This is a genomic window from Selenomonas ruminantium subsp. lactilytica TAM6421 (assembly GCF_000284095.1).
Lineage (GTDB): Bacteria > Bacillota > Negativicutes > Selenomonadales > Selenomonadaceae > Selenomonas_A > Selenomonas_A lactilytica.
Map to the genome: position 1 here is coordinate 1,615,194 of NC_017068.1, position 18,930 is coordinate 1,634,123.

17 protein-coding genes are annotated in these 18,930 nt (G+C 51.2%); 4 read left to right on the forward strand and 13 right to left on the reverse strand.

What is annotated here, in order from left to right:
* The first annotated feature begins 377 nt into the window (after window positions 1-377).
* The 3 genes from hypF to SELR_RS07925 all read left to right on the forward strand — a co-directional run bounded on the left by hypF (window position 378) and on the right by SELR_RS07925 (window position 3,958).
* Window positions 378-2,654, forward strand: coding sequence for a carbamoyltransferase HypF (hypF, locus tag SELR_RS07915; protein ID WP_041914336.1), 2,277 nt, complete (start codon window positions 378-380; stop codon window positions 2,652-2,654).
* A gap of 104 nt (window positions 2,655-2,758) precedes the next feature.
* A complete protein-coding gene (locus tag SELR_RS07920; protein WP_041914337.1) occupies window positions 2,759-3,037 on the forward strand; it encodes a hypothetical protein in 279 nt (92 codons plus the stop codon).
* 123 nt (window positions 3,038-3,160) lie between these two features.
* Window positions 3,161-3,958: a tRNA 2-thiocytidine biosynthesis TtcA family protein gene (locus SELR_RS07925; RefSeq protein WP_014424695.1), complete on the forward strand. Its 798-nt coding sequence runs from the start codon at window positions 3,161-3,163 to the stop codon at window positions 3,956-3,958.
* Between the two features lie 18 nt (window positions 3,959-3,976).
* On the opposite strand, the gene SELR_RS07930 is transcribed toward SELR_RS07925, so the two are convergent.
* The 9 genes from SELR_RS07930 to motA form a co-directional block, all read right to left on the reverse strand.
* Complete coding sequence (locus SELR_RS07930; protein ID WP_014424696.1) at window positions 3,977-4,846, reverse strand: hypothetical protein; 870 nt, start codon at window positions 4,844-4,846, stop codon at window positions 3,977-3,979.
* A gap of 52 nt (window positions 4,847-4,898) precedes the next feature.
* Entirely contained in the window at window positions 4,899-6,968 is a 2,070-nt protein-coding gene (locus SELR_RS07935) for a polyribonucleotide nucleotidyltransferase (RefSeq protein ID WP_014424697.1), read from the reverse strand.
* 131 nt (window positions 6,969-7,099) lie between these two features.
* Complete coding sequence (rpsO, locus tag SELR_RS07940; RefSeq protein WP_014424698.1) at window positions 7,100-7,375, reverse strand: 30S ribosomal protein S15; 276 nt, start codon at window positions 7,373-7,375, stop codon at window positions 7,100-7,102.
* A gap of 152 nt (window positions 7,376-7,527) precedes the next feature.
* Complete coding sequence (locus SELR_RS07945) at window positions 7,528-8,085, reverse strand: GNAT family N-acetyltransferase (protein ID WP_014424699.1); 558 nt, start codon at window positions 8,083-8,085, stop codon at window positions 7,528-7,530.
* Window position 8,086: 1 nt separating this feature from the next.
* Window positions 8,087-10,465, reverse strand: coding sequence for an endonuclease MutS2 (locus SELR_RS07950; RefSeq protein ID WP_014424700.1), 2,379 nt, complete (start codon window positions 10,463-10,465; stop codon window positions 8,087-8,089).
* 35 nt (window positions 10,466-10,500) lie between these two features.
* The gene (locus SELR_RS07955) at window positions 10,501-12,069 is read right to left on the reverse strand and encodes a bifunctional ADP-dependent NAD(P)H-hydrate dehydratase/NAD(P)H-hydrate epimerase (protein ID WP_014424701.1); all 1,569 of its coding nucleotides are present in this window, start codon (window positions 12,067-12,069) and stop codon (window positions 10,501-10,503) included.
* 2 nt (window positions 12,070-12,071) lie between these two features.
* Window positions 12,072-12,443, reverse strand: a complete 372-nt coding sequence (gene acpS / locus SELR_RS07960; protein WP_014424702.1) for a holo-ACP synthase — start codon at window positions 12,441-12,443, stop codon at window positions 12,072-12,074.
* A gap of 86 nt (window positions 12,444-12,529) precedes the next feature.
* Window positions 12,530-13,408, reverse strand: coding sequence for a flagellar motor protein MotB (locus SELR_RS07965; RefSeq protein ID WP_014424703.1), 879 nt, complete (start codon window positions 13,406-13,408; stop codon window positions 12,530-12,532).
* Between the two features lie 4 nt (window positions 13,409-13,412).
* A complete protein-coding gene (gene motA, locus SELR_RS07970) occupies window positions 13,413-14,186 on the reverse strand; it encodes a flagellar motor stator protein MotA (protein WP_041914338.1) in 774 nt (257 codons plus the stop codon).
* 229 nt (window positions 14,187-14,415) lie between these two features.
* On the opposite strand from motA, the gene SELR_RS07975 reads away from it, so the two are divergent.
* Window positions 14,416-15,312, forward strand: coding sequence for a LysR family transcriptional regulator (locus SELR_RS07975; RefSeq protein WP_014424705.1), 897 nt, complete (start codon window positions 14,416-14,418; stop codon window positions 15,310-15,312).
* A gap of 62 nt (window positions 15,313-15,374) precedes the next feature.
* Here SELR_RS07975 and SELR_RS07980 read toward each other — a convergent pair whose 3' ends face one another.
* From SELR_RS07980 to SELR_RS07995, 4 genes are all read right to left on the reverse strand, one after another.
* The gene (locus tag SELR_RS07980) at window positions 15,375-16,715 is read right to left on the reverse strand and encodes an anaerobic C4-dicarboxylate transporter (RefSeq protein WP_014424706.1); all 1,341 of its coding nucleotides are present in this window, start codon (window positions 16,713-16,715) and stop codon (window positions 15,375-15,377) included.
* A gap of 319 nt (window positions 16,716-17,034) precedes the next feature.
* Window positions 17,035-17,451 (reverse strand): methylmalonyl-CoA epimerase, encoded by a 417-nt coding sequence (mce, locus tag SELR_RS07985; protein WP_014424707.1) that lies wholly within the window; start codon window positions 17,449-17,451, stop codon window positions 17,035-17,037.
* Between the two features lie 30 nt (window positions 17,452-17,481).
* Window positions 17,482-18,423, reverse strand: a complete 942-nt coding sequence (meaB, locus tag SELR_RS07990; protein ID WP_014424708.1) for a methylmalonyl Co-A mutase-associated GTPase MeaB — start codon at window positions 18,421-18,423, stop codon at window positions 17,482-17,484.
* Window positions 18,424-18,523: 100 nt separating this feature from the next.
* Window positions 18,524-18,919 carry a cobalamin B12-binding domain-containing protein gene (locus SELR_RS07995; protein ID WP_014424709.1) on the reverse strand — a complete coding sequence of 132 codons (396 nt, stop codon included), beginning with the start codon at window positions 18,917-18,919 and terminating at the stop codon, window positions 18,524-18,526.
* Window positions 18,920-18,930: the final 11 nt, after the last annotated feature.

Here is an 18,930-nt window from a genome sequence, read left to right on the forward strand (position 1 = left end):
CAAAAATGGCACTGCTTTTTTCTACTTTTTCCGTCACTAGTGAGCCATAGGGAATTTTTGGCAAACGAAAAGAACCGTCATCACTCCACTGACTCCGGTTCTTTCTAAAAAGATGTAAGGAAATGGGATACTGGAAACTGGGATATGTTTCCAGAGAAGAGACCGATAGGTTTTTTCGGGGGCTGGTGGGATATCCAACCTCTCCCCTATCGACAATTATATTGTATCATACTATAAAGAAAAAATATACCCCTTTGCGCAAAAAAAATTCTTTATATAAATTTTTCTGTCTATTGCAAATTTATCTCGATCCTTTTTATTCCGCTCACTGATATAGTATAATGAATAGAGATTTTTTACGAAAGTGAGTGACAGATATGGCACTTTATCAGGCAAGAGTCTTCGGAATTGTTCAGGGCGTGGGCTTTCGTCCCTTCGTGGCCAGATTGGCTGCCCGTTTTCACATCAATGGCAGCGTCTGCAACAAGGGGCCCTATGTGGAAGTTTTCGCCCAGGGAGACGGCGAGGCCGTGAATGATTTTTTGACTGCCATCGAGCAGGAACCGCCGGAACGGGCTTCCATCCTGAAATTGACACGTCAGTCTTTGCAACAGGAGGAACGCTATGAGGACTTCCAGATCATTGAAAGTGCCAAGGAAAAAGGCTCCATTTTTGTGTCACCGGATATTGCCACCTGCGACAAGTGTCAGACAGAACTCTTTGATCCCCAAGATAGACGCTATCTGCATCCCTTCATCAACTGCACAGCCTGCGGACCACGACTGACTATATTGGACTCCATGCCCTATGACCGGGAACGCACCAGCATGGGAGATTTTCCCCTGTGTCCGGACTGCCAAGCCGAGTACGACTCCCCCGCTACCCGCCGCTACGATGCCCAGCCCGTCTGCTGCAATCACTGCGGGCCGGAAGTCTACATCATCGGTGCGGAAGCTATCCGGGGCGCCGAGGCGATCACCCACACCCGCAAGACGATTATCGACGGCGGCATTGTTGCCATCAAGGGAATCGGCGGTTTCCATCTCTGCTGCGATGCCACCAATGACGACGCTGTCCAGCGACTGCGTAAGCTGAAGCACCGCCCGGTCAAGCCCTTTGCGATTATGGCCCGGAATATGGCTGCAATTGAACGGGAATGTCATGTGGAAAATGGCCAGCAGGGAATGTTGACCGGTCATCAGAAGCCTATTCTGCTGTTAAAGCGGAATTTGACCGGTCAGATCGTGGACAGTGTTGCTCCCGGCAATCCGAAAATCGGTGTGATGCTCCCTTATGCGCCTTTGCATATGCTGTTGTTTGACTATCCGGATGGACTCACCATGCCCGATACTCTGATCATGACCAGCGGCAATCCGGCGGGGGCCCCGATCTGCCGGGACGATGAAAGCGCCATCGCTGCCCTTGAGGGCTTCTGCGACCTGATGCTCTCCCATAACCGCAAAATCCGCATCCGGGCTGATGATACGGTGATGGACTGGCTCGATGGAAAACCTTATATGATCCGCCGCAGCCGCGGTTTTGCCCCTCTGCCCTTTATGCTCAAGAATGATTTCCATGGTGCTGTGCTGGGGATTGGCGGGGAACTCAAGAATACTTTCTGCGTAGGCAGTGACAATATCTTCTACCCATCTCCCTATGTGGGCGACATGAGCGATCTGCGCACCATGCAGGCCTTGCGGGAAACCATCGGGCGGCTGACGGAACTATTGGAATGTGAGCCACAGCTGGTCGCCTGCGATATGCACCCCCGCTATAATACCGTAACCATAGCCAAAAAGCTGGGCCTGCCCCTGTTCCCGGTACAACATCATTATGCCCATATCCTTTCCTGTATGGCCGAAAATGACTATGACGAAGCTGTTATCGGCGTAGCCTTTGATGGCACGGGATATGGCCCGGACGGTACCATCTGGGGTGGGGAAATCCTGCAGGCGGATCTGGCAGGTTTTGAGCGGCTGGATTCCATCACCCCTTTCCGGCAGGCAGGCGGCGACAAGGCCAGCCGCGAAGGCTGGCGCATCGCGGTATCCCTGCTCTACAATTTAACCAAAAGCCAGGTTGAAACCCAAAAACTCGTGCAACAGTTGGGTCTTTGTTCCGATAATGACCTAAATGCCATGTTCTTTATGCTGGACAACAATATCAATACCATTACCAGCACCAGCGCCGGGCGCATCTTTGATGCAGTCAGTGCCATCCTGGGCATCCGCAAAAGTTCCACCTTCGAAGGAGAGGCCAGCATGTATCTGGAATTTGCCGCCCAGAAATGGCAGGATGAACATAAGGCTGATTTGCCAGTCCACTCTGCCGCCTTCAACACGGACAAAATATTCGCCCTTTTGCTGGAACAGCGGCTGGCTGGTGAAAACTGCTGCAAATTAGCCTATCATTTCCATGCCCAGCTTGCGCAGTTCACTGCTGCTGCCTGCCTGCGGGCCCGCGCCAAGACCAGCTTATCCACCGTGGCCCTGTCCGGAGGCGTATTCCAGAATCATTTGCTGACAGAGCTGACCACTAAAATATTACGGCAGCACGGTTTCCAGGTTCTGCGCCATAGCCAAATCCCCCCCAACGATGGCGGCATCTGCTTAGGTCAGGCTGTAGCAGCTATGTACCATCTTAATCAAAAATGATTATTTTGCAAAAATTGTAAAAAAATGATTGCCCATCTATTGCTTTTCATGTTATAATTTAAATGGAGGTACTGTCCTGTTTGCATGGCAAGGGAGGGATAGTTATGAGCGGTGCAAGCAGCATTGGTGGTTTCAGCTACCGTTGGAATCTGATGGCATCCGGAATTGCTTCTGTGGATGCCATAGTCAGGTCATCGAATTCATTCCAACATAATTCCAATACTCAAGACTCCTCTGCTGATCGTAATGCTGTGGAAAGTGCTACGATCACTAAGAGAATGTCTGATGGTACTATGGTTATCGTCCGCTATGATCAGCGTGCACATGTTTCATCGTACGACGCTGGCAATAATATCGGCGGCAATGTCAATTTAACTGCTTGATTGTATCTTTTTCAAGGATGGATTATACAGACAGGCGTATCTCATGCAACAATATGCAGGCGTAAATAGAAAACCGGCTGGTAGCCGGTTTTTTATATTCCACAAGGCAAAAGGAGACATTTAATGAACATCCAAATTCCTCAACTATATTACAGCAAACTGATGCGGGCCATTGTCGAATTCGATATGATAAACGACGGCGATCATATCCTGCTGGGGATTTCCGGCGGCAAGGACAGCATCTTCCTCGCCTATGCCATGGCCATCCTAAAAAAGCGCCTGCATAAGGATTTCAAACTGTCGGCCCTCACCATCAACCCTCAGTTCAGGGACGAGAATGGCCGCCCTGCCCTCTTTGATATCGAGCGGGCGCGGGATTTTATGGCCGAGCTTGAAATCCCCTATGATATCATCGATGTGGATATTGCCGGCACGATTGAAAATACCCCCGAGAAAAATCCTTGCTTTACCTGTGCTTTTTTCCGCCGGGGAGCCATGAACCGCTATGCCCTGGAACATGGCGTGAATAAGATTGCCTATGCCCACCACCATGATGATGCGGTGGAAACCTTCCTGATGAGTCTGCTCTATTCCGGGCAGCTCCATACCTTTACCCCCGTCACTTATCTGGACCGCACCAAGCTCACCGTCATCCGCCCGCTGGTTTACTTCCGGGAGTCCGAAATGGTGGACGCCATCCATATCCACGGCTTCGATCCGGTCAAAAGCCCCTGTCCCCATGATGGCAACACCTGCCGTCAGGAGGTCAAGGAACTGATTGCCACTCTGGGCGAGACCATTCCCGATGTCTATGACCATTTGGGCGCTGCCATGCGAAAAGGCGCACTCGGGGAGCTTTGGCCTGCTACCAAAACCCGCGCCGAAATGCGCCAAACATATTTTGAGTATAAAAATAAATAAATGATTTTTTTGCGCAGGTCACGCCTTATGGTTTGCCGTGACCTGCGCATTTATTTTATCCAGCAGTTCCTTTAATTCCTTGTTTTCCGTGAGTTTATAGGCGATATCCAGGAAATAGTTGGCATGTTCATACTTTTTATTGGCCAGCATGGATTTGCCGTACTGCATGGCGGTTTCGATGATTTTGGCATCAGGGCCTACCGGGAAACCGTATTTCTCGCCATAGGAACGCAGGGCACCGATGGATGGACGCTGGGCTTGGCCTTCAGTTTCCTCGTGGATGTATTTGAGCTCCAATTCCGCCTGATAGCGTCCCTCAGCATCGGCAAAGCTCATGCTCAGCAGGTAACAGCCTACCGCCTCATCCCACATCTGCTTTTCCACGAAGTAATAGCCCAGGTTGCGATAACAATGGGCGATTTCCTTGCGCTTGTAGGCAATGGGAAATACTGCCACCGTAAGTTCCTTGAACTTCTCCCAGTCCTTCTTCTGCTTGAAGATCTCTGCATGTTCAAAGGCGATGGCCGCGCTCATGGGATTCCAGTCCATGGCAATGGCCAAGGCCTCCTCTGCCTCATCCAGCTTGCCCTGCTCCAGCAGGATGGAGCCATACATGGCATAAAGGCGGTTCAGCGGTTCTTCAACATCGGCCACTGGCTGGATTTCGGGATGCTGCGTCTGGAACATGACCATTTCCATCAGGGTATTGAAGTCATAATAGTCCGCATGACCGTCATTATAGAGATTCAATTGTTCAACCTTATCGATTTCTGCTTTCAAGGCCGCCTCTGCTTCGGCGGCTTTTTTATTTTGCGCCAGCTCCACCGCCTGTGTCAGGATTTCATTTATTTCTTTGGTAAGGACACCATTCTGCATATTCTTGTTCACACTGCCTTTCCCATAAAAATAAAGGGGCCCGTAAGCCCCTTATTTATTTCTATTACAGCAATACTTTATGGCTGAGGTTTACGCGGCCCTTGTCATCAATCTCCACGACCTTGACTTCGAGCTGGTCACCAACCTGTACCACATCTTCCACATTCTCCACGCGGCGTTTAGCCAACTGGGAGATATGGCAGAGACCTTCCTTGCCCGGCAGGACTTCCACGAAGGCGCCGAACTTCATCAGGCGGGTTACGGTACCGGTGTAGACCTCACCGACCTCAACTTCCTTGACGATGTCTTCGATCATCTGACGGGCTTTCTTCATGCCCTCTGCATCGGCGGAGAAGATGAAGATATTGCCGTCTTCATGGATGTCGATCTGTACGCCGGTAGCATCAATGATGCCCTTGACCACCTTGCCGCCGGTGCCAATGACGTCACGGATCTTGTCCACCTTAATCTGCATGGTTTCCACACGCGGAGCGTACGGAGACAGGTCTTCGTTGGGCTTATCGATGACTTCCAGCATCTTGCCCAGGATGAAGGCACGGCCACGCTTAGCCTGCTGCAAAGCAGAAGACAAGATGTTGCGGTCGATACCAGCCACCTTGATATCCATCTGAATAGCGGTGACACCATTTTCCGTACCGGCCACCTTGAAGTCCATATCGCCCAGCGCATCTTCCATGCCCTGGATATCGGTCAGGATCGTGTAGGCATCCCCTTCTTTGACCAGACCCATAGCCACGCCGGAAACCGGACGTTTGATGGGCACGCCGGCCTGCATCAGGGACAAGGTGCTGCCGCAAACGGAACCCATGGAACTGGAACCGTTGGATTCCAGAACTTCCGAAACGAGGCGGATGGTGTACGGGAATTCTTCCGTGGAGGGAATGACCGGTACCAGAGCGCGCTCTGCCAGTGCACCATGACCGATTTCGCGGCGGCCTGGGCTGCGGATGGGCTTTGCTTCGCCGACGGAATAGCCGGGGAAGTTGTAATGATGGATATAGTGCTTCGTGGTTTCGGGGCCAAGGCCATCGATGATCTGTTCATCGCTCATCGGCCCTAAGGTGGTCACCGTCATGATCTGCGTCTGGCCGCGCGTGAACAGGCCGGAACCATGTGCACGGGGCAACAGACCTACTTCGCAGCTGACCGGGCGCACTTCTTCGAGGCCACGGCCATCCGGACGGATCTTTTCATGGGTGATCATATGGCGCACGATCTCTTTTTCCAGATCATGCAGGGCCATGGCGATTTCCTTGTCCATTTCCGGATATTCCACGAGGAAATGTTCCATGGTATCGGCATTGACTTCCGCAATATGGGCATCGCGATCGAGCTTGTCCGGATTGCGGGTTGCTTCGTCAAGTCTGTCCTTGGCGTATTCACGAATGGCAGCTTCGAGTTCTTCAGGCACAGTGAAGAGCTTGGTGATACGCTTTTCCTTGCCGCAGGCCTGCTGGATCTCTTCCTGGAACGCCACGATGCGCTTGATTTCCTGATGGCCATAGAGGATGGCATCGAGGATCACATCTTCCGGCAGCTCGTTAGCACCAGCTTCCACCATCATCACGGCATCCTTGGAGCCGGCAACGGTGAGGTTCAGCGTGGAAACCTTGCGCTGTTCTTCCGTGGGGTTGATGACGAATTCATCATTCACGCGGCCGACACGCACACCAGCAATCGGACCCATGAACGGAATATCGGAGATGCAGAGGGCAGCAGACGCACCAATCATGGCAGCCAGTTCCGGAGCATTGTCCTGCTCAACGGACATTACCGTAGCCACAATCTGCACATCATTGCGGTAGCCCTTGGGGAACAGCGGGCGGATGGGACGGTCAATCAGGCGGGCACAGAGGATGGCGTCGCTGGAAGGACGGCCCTCACGCTTGATAAAGCCGCCGGGAATCTTGCCTGCAGCATACATCTTTTCTTCGTAATCCACCGTCAGCGGGAAGAAATCCACGCCTTCGCGGGGTTCAGCGGATGCGGTAGCCGTGACGAGCACCACCGTATCACCATAGCGGACGAAGGCAGCGCCGTTGGCCTGTTTTGCCAGTTTGCCGGTTTCAATCGTCAGCTTGCGGCCGCCCAGTTCCATTTCAAAACTTTGCATAATTCTCCTCCTACGTCAAACTCATACTTTGATATAGTTCGACATCTATTGATTTAATCCTGTCATAAAGGAAATATACAAGAAAAAAGCGGGAAAATCTCCCGCTTTCTTTGCTTAAGGTAATCTCGCTATTAGCCGATCGTAGCGCGGATGCCGAGCTTAGCGATGATGGAACGATAACGCTCGATGTCCTTCTTGTAGAGGTAGCTGAGGAGACGGCGGCGATGACCAACCATCTTCAGCAGGCCACGACGGGAATGATGGTCCTTCTTGTGCTCCTTCAGATGATCCGTGAGGTACTGAATGCGAGCGGTCAGTACAGCGATCTGTACTTCCGGAGAACCCGTGTCACCTTCGTGAACGGCATACTTCTGCATGATTTCCTGTTTTGCTTCCTGAGTCAACATGTGAAAACTCCTCCTATAAATCTAAAATATGTCCTACAGCTAAGATGGCGTCGGAGTTCTTCGCCGTCCGGGCTGTGGATTGGTGTCAAACACCTTTGTAAGTATAGCATAGGCCCATTGGCCTTGTAAAGACAAATCTTGCGCTTTGCCCTTTATTTCGGCAAATATTTCATGAAGATGCGTTCGTCCTGTCGGATCTCACCGGAAAGATGCTTGTAAGTCACAAGCTGTGTCATCCCCTGCACGATCCGATATCCTAATTTCTTATGTGCTTTCAGGGACGCGGTATTCGTAGCCTTGGTACGGCTTACAATTCCCTTCGCAGAAATTTTCCGGCGTAGTTCCTGTTCCATGCTGGAAAAAATCTGCCGATGACGATAGGCCTTCCCTACGCCCCCTTCTTCCAGAAACCAATAAGCCTCCGGATTTATGCCATTATTCTGTGCTATCCGGGCTATTTCCACATCATCCTTCAGCGGCACCGCAGCCAAAAAGCCCGCACACCGCGCCAACTCGCTATCCATACAGAGAACAATCAGCCCTTTGTCTGCGTAACTGCGAAAGAGACGAGCCACCTCATCAGCAGTAAAATATTCTTCGTAAGGAGGTTGGGCAAAACATTCCAAATAAATCTCATATAATTCGATTTCCGTAAATAATGCTGCCATCCGCTGGCCGGAATCAATGGTCAATAGCTCCAGATTATTCATATCACTTCAACTCCACTACTGTGGCACCAGTGCCACCCTCGTTAATATCAGCAAATTGGAAACTAAGTACATTACGATGATTCTTCAAATAGGCATGGACCCCCTTGCGCAGGGCGCCGGTTCCCTTGCCGTGGATAATCAGGACCTGCGAAAGCCCGGCAATCACGGCATCGTCGATAAACTTGCCTAAAGTCATTTCTGCTTCGTCCACCATCATGCCACGGATATCGATATCCCGGCCGATGTTCTGAGTCTTCTGCAGGAAACTGCCAGACTGGGAATTCTTGCGGCTGCCGGTATTCACACCGGGCTTTTCCTCGACCTTATGAGCAAGGAAGGTGCAGGCATTGGCCTTGAGTTTGGTACGCAGGGCGCCTACCTGTACCGTCAGGTCCTTGCCCTGGATCTCCAGCACCGTGCCCTTCTGATCCAGCTTCTTCACATAAACCGTATCGCCCACGCGGATCTTCTTGAGATCGATGCGCTGGCCCACGCCCTTCTGCGCCATGATGCCTGGATTAGCCTTGGCCGAAGCTTCATTGATTTTCGCCCGGGCATTCTGGATGGCCTGCTGGCGTGCCCTGATGCCCTGATCGTCAAACTGCTCCTTGAGCTGGTTGATGACCTCTTCCGACTCCCGCCGCGTCTGACGGATAAGGGCGGCACTCTTGTCCTTAGCCTTGCGGATGATATCGCCCTTCTTCTGGCTGAGCTCTTCCTTGGCCTTCAGCAGCTTTTCTTCCAGCTTCTTCACCCGGGCCTGCCGCTCAGCAATATCGGCATTGCGCTGCTCATACATCATCTTTTCATTTTCCAACTCATTGATGACATGTTCAAACTGCGCATGGTCGGCCTTTACGAGCTGCTGGGCCCGCAGGATCAAGGAATCCGCCAGCCCCAGCCGCTTGCTGATGGCAAAGGCATTGCTGGCACCCGGGATACCGATCAACAGGCGGTAAGTGGGGCGCAGGGTTTCAATATCAAATTCAACACAGGCATTTTCGATTCCTTCCCGGGTATAGGCAAAGGTCTTCAATTCCGAATAATGCGTAGTGGCAATAGTCGTAGCCTGTACTTCCAGTAATTTTTCCAGAATGGACATGGCCAAAGCCGCACCTTCTTCGGGATCAGTGCCGGCACCCAATTCGTCCAACAGCAATAAATCGTCGCTTTCCACCTTATCCAGGATGCTGACGATATGCGTCATATGGGCCGAGAAAGTGGACAAGCTCTGCTCAATGCTCTGCTCATCCCCGATATCGGCATAGATATTCGCATACAAGGCGATTTCCGAGCCCTGATCGACAGGCAGGTAAAGACCTGCCTGAGCCATCAATACCAGCAGCCCCAAGGTTTTCATGGTGACGGTCTTACCGCCGGTATTCGGGCCGGTAATCAGCAGCATCCGATAATCCTGTCCGATGCTGATTGTGGTCGGTACGACCTTATCCACAGCAATCAGCGGATGACGGGCATTACTCAGCACCGTACGGCCTTCCTCATTCAGGAGAGGTCTTACCGCCTTCATGGCATTGGCCAGCCTTGCCTTGGCAAAGGTGAAGTCAATGTCCCCTAAGATCTCGCAGTTGGCAGAAAGCGTCTCCTTCTCCCGCTGGATCTCACCGGACAGCTGCCGCAGGATGCGTTGGATTTCCTGCTGCTCAGCCAAAGTCAGCTGCTTCACATCATTATTGAGCTCCACCACAGCCATCGGCTCGATAAAGAGGGTGGAACCGCTGGCGGACTGGTCGTGGATCAGGCCAGGAAAATGCGCGCGGTACTCAGCCTTTACCGGAATAACATAACGCTCATCACGGACCGTAACGATGGCATCCTGAAACATCTTCTGATAAGCCCCATCATGGAGAATCGCATTGATCTTGTCCTTGATGCGGGTTTGGGAGGATTTCAGTTCCCGGCGGATGCGGCGCAATTCCACGCTGGCATCTTCCCGCATATTACCATGTTCATCGATGACATTATTGAGGTTGCGCTCCAGCTGTCCTAGGATTTCCAAGGAACGTGCCCATTCCTGTAAAATTGGGGATTCCATTTCCAGATCCCGAAAGAAATACTTGATGGTACGCATGGCATACATGGTGCTCATGATATTCTGCAGCTCTTCGAGTTCCAGTATGGCCCCCTTGCCCGCTTTCTTCAGAAGCAGACGGATATCCCGGATTCCTCCTAAAGGCGGTGCTGACATAGAAAGCACCTTGACCGCTTCCGTCGTCTGCTCCTGCCATTCCAAAACTTCGGCAAAGTCCGAGCTGGGCACCAGCTCATGGGCTTTTTCCTTGCCCAATGCCGAACCGGCATATTCTGCCAATTTATCGGTTATCTTCCTGTATTCTAAAACCTTAAATGAATCTTGTTCCATTAAACGTAAAACTCCTCTAAAAAAAATGGTCATAATCAGGATTGACCAGTCAACTGTTTTTTCCGTAATCCTTTCAATGCCTGGGCTAGATTTTCCCGGATATCACCGGCAAGCAGGGATTCCCCCTTTTCGCCATAGGCAATATCGCCTGCCCGGCCATGCAGGTAAACACCTGCCAACGGTGCCAAACCGCTCTCCGTCTGCTTCATCAGTCCCGTAATGGTACCGGCCAGCACATCACCGCTGCCAGCTGTTGCCATGCCGGGATTCCCCTGGGAAGACAAAAAGATCATGCCATCCGGATAAGCCACCAGCGTACATTCACTCTTGACCACCAGGATGCACTGATATTCTGCCGCAGCCTCACGGACAATGGGCAGAAGCGACTCCCGCAGTTCCGGCACAGTTACGCCCAAAAGAGCTGCCATTTCCCCTAAATGCGGTGTGAGTACCGGCACCTGCGGCAATTTGCTCAAATCATCCGGTTGGCTGTTAAAGGCAAAGAGCGCATCCGCATCCATGACCAATGGCTTATTGACACGCTGCACGAACATGCGGATCAGTTCCTGCGTTTCCATGCTGCGCCCCATTCCCGGGCCAATCAACACGGCATCATGTATCTGCGCCAGTTCCAGCAGTTTCTTCAACGCCTCTTCACCGCCCATTGCTCCCGTGGTCTTTTCCGCCACGGGCTGCACCATGACTTCCTGCAGCTGACCAGCCAGTACAGGCTGTAACGATGCTGGCACGGCCAACGTGACAATCCCCGCACCGGCACGCAAAGCGGCTGTCGCGGCCAAAGCTGCCGCGCCGGTCATCCCCAGTGACCCGGCCACCACGAGGATTTTGCCGCAATCTCCCTTATGCACCGCTTTCCCACGCAAGGGCAGTAATGTCACCGCCAGTTTATCATCCAGCAATGCCTGCCGGATCTGCTTGCTTTGCAGCAGATTCTGCGGAATGCCGATATCATCAACAATCAACTGGCCGGTCATATCCGCACCGGGACTCAGCAAATGACCAACTTTGGGCAGCCCCAGTGTCAGTGTCATATTCGCCATAATCGCTACCGTAGAGACCTTGCCTGTATCAGCCTCCACACCACTGGGAATATCCACAGACAGTACCTTTTTGCCGGCTTCATTGACTTCTTCAATCAGACGCAGGACTTTCTTCTTCAACTCACCATTGAAGCCCGTACCTAAAATACCATCCACGATGCCATCGGCAAATTTCAGCGCTACATGCAGGCGATTCCAATCCCGGTCTTCTTCCAGACCATGGACTTCGATGCCCATTTTGTCACTGGCCTTTTTCATGCGGGATGAAGCAGTCTTCAGATGCGCCGGTTCACAGGTCAAAAAGATCTTGATCTTCGCCCCCATATTGGTCAGATAGCGGGCGGCGGCAAAGGCGTCTCCACCGTTATTGCCACTGCCTGCCAATACACAGATGGTTTTGCCTGCCACTTCGCCCAACAGATGCTCCATGGCCTGAGCAATACGATGACCGGCACTTTCCATCAGCAGGAGTTCCGGCAGACCGTATTCCTCGGCAGCCAATCGATCGATATTACGCATTTCTTCACTTACTGCTATCTTCATCCTTATGCCTCCATCACACATTGCGCTGCCCCATACTCTTTTGTATGCGTCAGGGACAGCCAAATATTCTTTACGCCCTTCGTCCGGGCCAGATCTGCAAAATAACCGGTCAGTCGAGTCTGGGGACATCCCAACTCATCCGGCAGGATTTCCATATCCGTGAGTTTCCCACCGCGCAAGCCTGTCCCAAAAGCCTTCATAATCGCTTCTTTGGCCGCAAAACGGGCAGCAAAGCTCTGTGCTGCCTGTTGTCCACGACTGCGGCAATACTCGATCTCTGCCGGGGTAAACACCCGGGTGACAAAGTGATCACTTATGATCGCCTTTTTCACCCGGCTGACTTCTACTATATCCATACCAATTCCTGTAATCAAAAAAACAGCCTCCTATAATCTTACCATTTATTTGTCTTTTAGGCAAAGAACAAGCCGGCTTTTCAGCCGGCTTTGTCCTGCTTGCTTTACATAGATGTTGTTGCCATCCTGCTGCTGGCCGCTCCATCGGTGGAGGGAGTAGCTGGACCACTATTGTTCGTCGGCATGCCATCGGCGCCCGTATCGGGCTTGGTGACCTTGCCGCCTGCAGGCTCATTGGGATTAAAGCGATAATTGCGGGCGATGAAAATCTCTACCCGGCGATTCTGCTGTCTGCCGGCATCGGTCTTATTATCGGCAATAGGCCGATATTCGCTATAGCCAATGGCACTGAAACGGGCAGGATTCAACGATTTCTCTGCCGCCAGCACAGCCTTCATCAGGTTCATAGCCCTGGACGAGCTTAGCTCCCAATTGGAGGGATATTGAGCCGTATTGATGGGAACATTATCCGTGTGCCCGGAAATGACCACCCGTTCCGGCAGCGATGCCAGCATACCGGCCACTACGGGAACAATGGATTGGGCCTGTCCCACCAGCTGGGCAGAACCCGAGGGGAACAGCGCCCGTTCCTTGATGCGGATCATCAGGCCTTCTTCGGCCATCTCCGTACTGAGCTGATCCTCCAAATGATTTTCTTCAATGTATTCCTGCATCTTTTTCTGGACTTCTTCCAGCTGGCTGTTTTCCGCAAAATAAGCCGAATTACCCAAATCCTCATCCGACGGCATCTCAGCCCGGCGGCCTACATTGGGGCCTGCCTTATCGAAGAAGGAGGGACCGCCCATATTGAAAGCTGCCGTGAATGCCTGCGCCAGTTCCGACATCTTCTTCTGGTCCGTCTGGGAAATAGCAAAGAGGGCGATAAAGAGGGCCAGGAGCAACGTCATCAAGTCAGAATACGGCAGGAGCCAGGGCTCACCTTCATGTTCTTCGTGAGGCGGATGATGTTTCTTTCTAGCCATCAAATCACTCCTTCTTCAAACCTTCACGTTCGGACTGCGGAATGAATACCATCAGTTTTGCTTCAATTGCCGTAGGTGAATCACCGGCCTGCAAGGAGAGGATACCTTCAATGATCATGCGTTTCTCACTGACCTCTGCCTTGGACAAAAGCTTCAGCTTGTTAGCCATAGGCAGATAGACAACGTATGCGGTGAAGATACCAAGAATCGTAGCAACGAAGGCTGCAGCAATTGCATGACCTAATTTGTTAACGTCGTTCAAGTTACCAAGAGCAGCGATAAGACCGATAACGGCGCCCAACACACCAAGGGTAGGTGCATAAAGACCAGCCTGCTCCAACATGGCACGGCCTTCTGCATGACGTTCCTGCATGACCGCCAGTTCTGCATCCAATACATCGCCGACGAATTCCGGGTCCATACCATCAATGACCATGCCTAAACCGGTACGGAAAAAGGGATCTTCAATCTCCTGTACCTTGCTTTCCAGCGCCAGAATGCCTTCACGGCGGGCAATCTGGGAAAGTTCGATAAACAGGCCCAAAAGCTCTGACTTCTCATGAAGTGAGGGCTTGAAAAAAACCATCTTGATCAGCTTGGGCAAGTTTTTCAGCTGGTTCATGTTGAATGCTGTGAACAAGCAGGAGAAAGTACCGCAGATAATAATCAGGAATGCTGCCGGGTTATTCAGCGAGCTAATAGGTGCACCCTTGATGATCATGCCGACGAAGACGGAAATAAGACCGCCCACTGCGCCTATAAGTGTTGAAATTTCCAAGATAAAAGCCCCCCTAACCTTCCTTTGCTATTGAAGGAACATCATCTAAGCAGAAAATACACATGTATCTAATTTGTATAATTCCATACGCAGAATAAAAATCCTACTATAGAGTCAGAAAAATTTTTCTATTTTTTATAATAAATTTTTATTATTATATCATACATTCATCAAAAGTATGGTATAATAGATGTGAATAAAACTAGTTTATAGAGAAAGAAGCGATACGATGGAACTTAGACAACTTGAATATTTCCAGATGGCCAGCCGTCTGCGAAATATCACCCGGGCTGCAGAACGCCTTCGCGTGTCCCAGCCCAACATCACCGTAGCGATTAAGAAACTAGAGGCCGAACTGGGAATCCAGCTCTTTGACCGCAGCCAGAAGCAGCTGTCCCTGACGCCGGAAGGTGCCGTCTTTCTCAATCGCGTAGAACTGGCGCTCCGCAATATTCAGGACGCCGTGCTGGAAGTCAACGACTACAAGCAGCTCCAAAAGGGTACCATCAAAATCGGTATCCCTCCCATGATGGGTGCTTACCTCTTCCCCAAGATCTTCTCCAGTTTCCAGCGCCGCTATTCCCATCTGGAAATCTTTATGCACGAAGAAGGCTCCATGTCCATTCGTGAACAGCTGGAACGGGATGAACTGGATTTCGGTATCATCATCATTTCCGGCGCCTCCAATCACCTGCAGCTGCTGCCCATGACCACAGACCAGATTGTCTGCTGTGTGCCGGAGGACAGTCCGCTGGCGGAAAAGAAGAGCATTTCCCTGCAGGATATTGCAGAGGAAAACATCATCATGCTCAAGGAAGGTTCCTTCCTGCGCCAGACCATTCTTTCCAAGATGAAGGAAGAAAATGTTACGCCCAATATCGTATTGGAATCCAATCAGGTCGTCACGTTGAAAGGTCTCGTAGCCAGTGGCGTGGGTATCGCCTTCCTGCTTAACATGGTAGTCGAAGATACACCTGGTGTCAAGGCTATCCCCCTCTCCGATCCTCTCTTTGTCGATGTCGGCTTAGCCTGGAAAAAAGATCGCTACATCTCCAAGGCTGCCCAATCCTTCATCGATTTCTGCAAAGATCTCCTGAAAGAGAGTAAAGCCAACAAGAATAAATAAAATCAGCTAAAAAATCGACGGTTCCCAATGGAACCGCCGATTTTTTTATGGAAAATATTCCTTTACATAACGATATGTGCCATAACAAAGCCCATGCAGCAACCAGTTGCTACACCGATAAGGCCCGGAATCATAAAGCTGTGATTCAGGATGTACTTGCCGATGCGGGTCGTACCAGAACGGTCGAAACCGATGCAGGCCAGGTCGGAGGGATAAGTCGGCAGGAAGAAGTAACCATAGCAGGCAGAGATAAAGGACATGATCATCACCGGATCCATACCTACGGACAGAGCCAGCGGCACAACAATGGCGATGGCAGCTGCCTGAGAGTTAACCAGCTTGGACGTCAGGAAGGCGATGATGGCATAAGCCCAAGGATAAGTCGTCACTGCTGCACCGAGGCTTTCCTTCAGGAAGGTCATATGTGCACCAAAGTAAGTGCTGGCCATCCAAGCAACGCCGTATACGGATACGAGTGCTACGATACCAGAACGGAACACCTGGCTGTTACCCACGTCTTTAGCCTTGATCTTGCAGCTCAGCAGGATCATAGCAGCCACAAAGAGCATGACCATCTGGATGACAATCGTCATGGAGATAGGTTTCATCACACCCTTGGCATTCTTGAAGTGCGGCAGCAGATCAGGGAAGTTGCCCAGGCAGGCAATGACGAGGATGCCGGCAAAGAAGATGTACATTGCCCGGTAATAAGTTGCGGGCAGTTCCTTGTCCATCAGGGATTCCGTGTCACCATACACATAGTCACGGTTCTCAGGATCCTTGATGAAGGCCTGGAAGCGTTCATCATCAGCCAGCTCCTTGCCGCGGCGGTAAGACCACAGAGCAGCACAGAGCACGCCAAAGCCGGTTGCAGGGATAGATACAGACAAAATCTGCAAAACAGAATAATGGAAATCAGCCGCAGCAAAGAAGCTAACGACGGATACGACAGCTACCGATACAGGGGAAGCACAGATAGCCATCTGGGATGCCACTGAAGCAACAGCCATAGGACGCTCCGGACGGATATTCTGCTTGATAGCGATATCATAGATGATGGGGAACATGGTATAAACCACGTGACCAGTACCGCAGAGCACCGTCAAGAACCAGGTAGTGAGTGGAGCGAAGATCGTAACCTGTTTCGGGTTGCTGCGCAGAAAAATCTCCGCGTATTTCAGCATAACCGTCAAGCCGCCGGAAGTCTGCAGGAAACCGGCGCAGGTTACAACCGCCAAGATCGTGAGCATAACATCGATAGGCGGGTTCCCCGGCTTATAGCCGAAGACAAAAGTGAAGATAATGAGACCAATACCACTGATGACTGCGAGACCGATGCCGCCATGACGGACGCCGACAATCAGGCAGGCCAGCAGTACTACGAGACCAACTAACATTTCCATAATTGTAATCTCCCTTTCCTTATAAGTTTTTGTTAGCAGATATCTCCCCTTACGGTTTCTATTCGTCAAAGCCAGTCAATTTCCTGCAACCATAAAAAAAATTTCATAACTTTTCTAAATAGTATCAATAAACCGTTAATCTGCTAAGTCCTTGCTAATTATACTACAACGACTATATATAAGTAAATACTATTTATTATAAAATATTTCAATGATTATTTATATTTATCTTATATTAAATAATACTAATCATAAAGCAAAAACAGGTCTTGACATCGAAAAAATGTCAAGACCTGTCTTGCAAACGACTCTTTAATTATCAGTCACGCTGGCAAAGTTCGAGCAGCACGCCATGAGAAGCTTTCGGATGAACGAAGGCAATCTTGGCGCCGCCGGCACCCTTGCGGGGCTTTTCGTCAATCAGACGCACGCCTTTTTCCTTGAGGTCCGCCAGAGCTGCTTCGAGGTTGTCCACACGCAGGGCAATGTGCTGGATGCCGCCACGGCCGCCGTTCTTTTCGATGAACTTGGCAATCGGGGAATCATCCGCCGTAGCTGCCAGCAGTTCGATCTCGCTGCCATTGGGCGTCGGGAAGAAACCCGTGGTCACCTTCTGCTCTTCAACGGTTTCCTCACCGTTGTTAGGCAGGCCCAGCATATCGCCCCAGAAGGAGCCAACTTCCTTGAGGTCACCAACAGCAATACCAATATGGTCTACACCTAATACCTTAAACATGATTCATACCTCCTAAAATAATGGATTCTGTTATTTTTTCAGCATCTCGTCCATCAGATTCCCCACCACTGTGTAGGGATCGGTATCATGGGCGCGAATCTTTTCCACAAAAGCATCCAAACGGCCGCTGTCAACGATCTGCCGCTTGACATGATTGTTGATACCACTGTTCAGAATGTCGAGCATCTCATCACGGGTGCGCTTCGTGCGGCGTTTGGTGAGTTCACCGTTGCCTTCGATATACGCCCTGTGCTTTTCTACAGTACCAATAAGCTCTTCAATACCTTCGTTCTGGCTGGCAATCACCTTGGTAATGGGCGGCCGCCAATCCGTCATGAAGCTGTCCAGATCCAGCATCATATTGATTTCCCGCACCAATTTGTCCGCCCCGTCAAGGTCAGATTTATTGATGCAGTACAGATCACCAATCTCTAAGATACCAGCCTTGATGGCCTGGATATCATCCCCCATGCCGGGAATCAATACGACCATCGTTGTATCGGCGGCTTTGACAATATCCACCTCCGACTGGCCTACGCCAACAGTCTCGACAATAATGATGTCCTTTCCAAAAGCATCCATGGCCTTTACGGCATCAGCAGTCTTGTGGGATAACCCTCCCAGACTGCCGCGGGTGCCCATGCTGCGGATAAAGACTCCTGCGTCAAGTGTCAGTTCATTCATACGGATACGGTCGCCTAAGATGGCACCACCGGTAAAGGGGCTGGTGGGGTCCACCGCCACAATCCCCACGGTCTTGCCCTGGGCACGATAGGCCCGGGTAATCTTGTCCGTCAGAGTGCTCTTGCCGGCTCCCGGCGGCCCCGTGATGCCCAATACATAGGCATGGCCCGTATGTGGATAGATTTCCTTCATGATTTCCGTGGCTTCCGGATATTCGTTTTCAATGGCCGTAATGGCCTTGGAAAGCGCCAGACGATTGCCTTTGAGTAATTCTTTTGCTATATCCAACTTGTCACCACCTCTCGGTAGTAATGCAAGAAAATAGTGTCAGGGAGGAAAGCTCATCTTAATCAGCTTCCCCCTCCTAACACCTACTTGTCCCGCTTGATCAGAGCTTTACATTTTCCTTGATGAAGTTGACCACATCGCTGGTCGGAGTGCCCGGCGTGAACACTTCTGCTACGCCAGCTTCCTTGAGGGCCGGGATATCGCCATCGGGAATAACGCCGCCGCCGATGATGAGTGTATCGGTCATGCCATTGCCACGGATGAGGTCAACGACTTTCGGGAATAGGTGACCATGGGCACCGGACAGGATGCTCATGGCAACAACGTTAACGTCTTCCTGCAGGGCAGCTTCGGCAATCTGTTCCGGAGTCTGGCGCAGGCCCGTGTAGATAACTTCAAAGCCGGCATCACGCAGGGCGCGGGCAACAACCTTTGCACCGCGGTCATGGCCATCAAGGCCCGGTTTGGCAACAAGAACTCTGATTTTCTTTTCCATTTTGTATTCCT

What these genes read in the sequence shown, in the direction of transcription:
- hypF (WP_041914336.1), top strand. Translation starts at nt 378, where the DNA reads ATGGCACTTTATCAGGCAAGAGTCTTCGGAATTGTTCAGGGCGTGGGC.
- SELR_RS07920 (WP_041914337.1), top strand. Translation starts at nt 2,759, where the DNA reads ATGAGCGGTGCAAGCAGCATTGGTGGTTTCAGCTACCGTTGGAATCTG.
- SELR_RS07925 (WP_014424695.1), top strand. Translation starts at nt 3,161, where the DNA reads ATGAACATCCAAATTCCTCAACTATATTACAGCAAACTGATGCGGGCC.
- SELR_RS07935 (WP_014424697.1), bottom strand. Translation starts at nt 6,968, where the DNA reads ATGCAAAGTTTTGAAATGGAACTGGGCGGCCGCAAGCTGACGATTGAA.
- rpsO (WP_014424698.1), bottom strand. Translation starts at nt 7,375, where the DNA reads ATGTTGACTCAGGAAGCAAAACAGGAAATCATGCAGAAGTATGCCGTT.
- SELR_RS07945 (WP_014424699.1), bottom strand. Translation starts at nt 8,085, where the DNA reads ATGAATAATCTGGAGCTATTGACCATTGATTCCGGCCAGCGGATGGCA.
- SELR_RS07950 (WP_014424700.1), bottom strand. Translation starts at nt 10,465, where the DNA reads ATGGAACAAGATTCATTTAAGGTTTTAGAATACAGGAAGATAACCGAT.
- SELR_RS07955 (WP_014424701.1), bottom strand. Translation starts at nt 12,069, where the DNA reads ATGAAGATAGCAGTAAGTGAAGAAATGCGTAATATCGATCGATTGGCT.
- SELR_RS07965 (WP_014424703.1), bottom strand. Translation starts at nt 13,408, where the DNA reads ATGGCTAGAAAGAAACATCATCCGCCTCACGAAGAACATGAAGGTGAG.
- SELR_RS07975 (WP_014424705.1), top strand. Translation starts at nt 14,416, where the DNA reads ATGGAACTTAGACAACTTGAATATTTCCAGATGGCCAGCCGTCTGCGA.
- SELR_RS07980 (WP_014424706.1), bottom strand. Translation starts at nt 16,715, where the DNA reads ATGGAAATGTTAGTTGGTCTCGTAGTACTGCTGGCCTGCCTGATTGTC.
- mce (WP_014424707.1), bottom strand. Translation starts at nt 17,451, where the DNA reads ATGTTTAAGGTATTAGGTGTAGACCATATTGGTATTGCTGTTGGTGAC.
- SELR_RS07995 (WP_014424709.1), bottom strand. Translation starts at nt 18,919, where the DNA reads ATGGAAAAGAAAATCAGAGTTCTTGTTGCCAAACCGGGCCTTGATGGC.